Below are 1,058 nucleotides of genomic sequence, written 5' to 3'. Positions count from 1 at the left end.
CCACTGTTCGGGCTGATGTGGCGCATGAGGTGGGCGAGCATGAGCAGTACGACGAACAATCGCCGTTCTGGATGAGGCTGGTGGGGTGAAGTCTGCGACCAATGCCAATCCGGGCTTTTAGGCAATCGGGGCGGGATTGCCAGTTCCCGGTTCCACAGGCGGGCGTGGTGGGCGCAACTGAGAGTATGGAGCCAAGAGCCGAGTACTTCCTGCGGCAGGTTGAAACGCTTGGCGATCTGCTTCCGATCGGCGTCACGGGCAATGCCCTGGTAGAGGCGGGAGATCAGTCCCAAGCTCAATTCCTCCAGCACAGCCCAAGATGGAGGAAGCTCCGGGGGATCGTAAGTCTGGCCGTAGTAGCGGAAATAGTTGTCCCGCAGGCGCCGCTCGATGCGTTGGCTCTTGAGGGATTCACGGGCTCGGCTGCGCCTGATGCAGCCTACCTCTTTGGCAAAGTGCTCCCGCTCGCGCTCCAGCTTCTGTTTCAGCTCACCAAGAAGACGTGAGTGAAGACGTGAGTGGTCGAAGTGATGTTTGAAATGGGTTCGCTGCAAATACCAGTGAGCATCGTCGTACCGGATTGCCATGGTATTTCCGATACAAGCGCGAACCGCCACCTCTACTCGTTCCAAGGCATCCATGACTAGGTTGCGCAATTCCCGGTCGAACCGATAGAGGGTGACGATGTCCGCCAGCGTGGCACCTTCCAAAAACCTGTGATCCGGGTTTCCGGCGTGCTGAAAAGGGCGCATGTAGGGGCTTAGGCGGAACAGGCTAACGACTTCCAGCAGCGCAGCGGCTCTTTCGTCGTCTCGAATGGCGAGGCCGCGACCCTTGAGCAATTGAAGCTGCTCTTCGACAGCCAGCGGCGGTTTTTCGAAGGGCCTCATGCCTGTCTCCAGGCAATAAAAAACCCGCACGATTTGAGCATACCAACCATGGTTGGCATAGGCTTGGCGGGTGTGTTGTTATTAATATAGCGCTTACCAGAAGCAGATTCAACCTCCACGCAGAAAAAGTAACCCGCCGGTTTGAGGGTGCTCCGAATAGCATAGCCT

1 protein-coding gene is annotated in these 1,058 nt (G+C 57.3%); it reads right to left on the bottom strand.

Translation table 11 applies throughout. The features are described 5' to 3' along the window. Nucleotides 1-890 (bottom strand): Abi family protein (locus ACOCD2_RS21565; protein WP_293652889.1); only part of this gene is annotated, 890 nt, incomplete at its 3' end. Nucleotides 891-1,058: the final 168 nt, after the last annotated feature.

This window comes from Thiolapillus sp. (assembly GCF_048562965.1).
Lineage (GTDB): Bacteria > Pseudomonadota > Gammaproteobacteria > Chromatiales > Chromatiaceae > Thiolapillus > Thiolapillus brandeum_A.
Note: the sequence above shows the minus strand (reverse complement) of the source record. Positions and strands in the feature narration are given on the sequence as shown.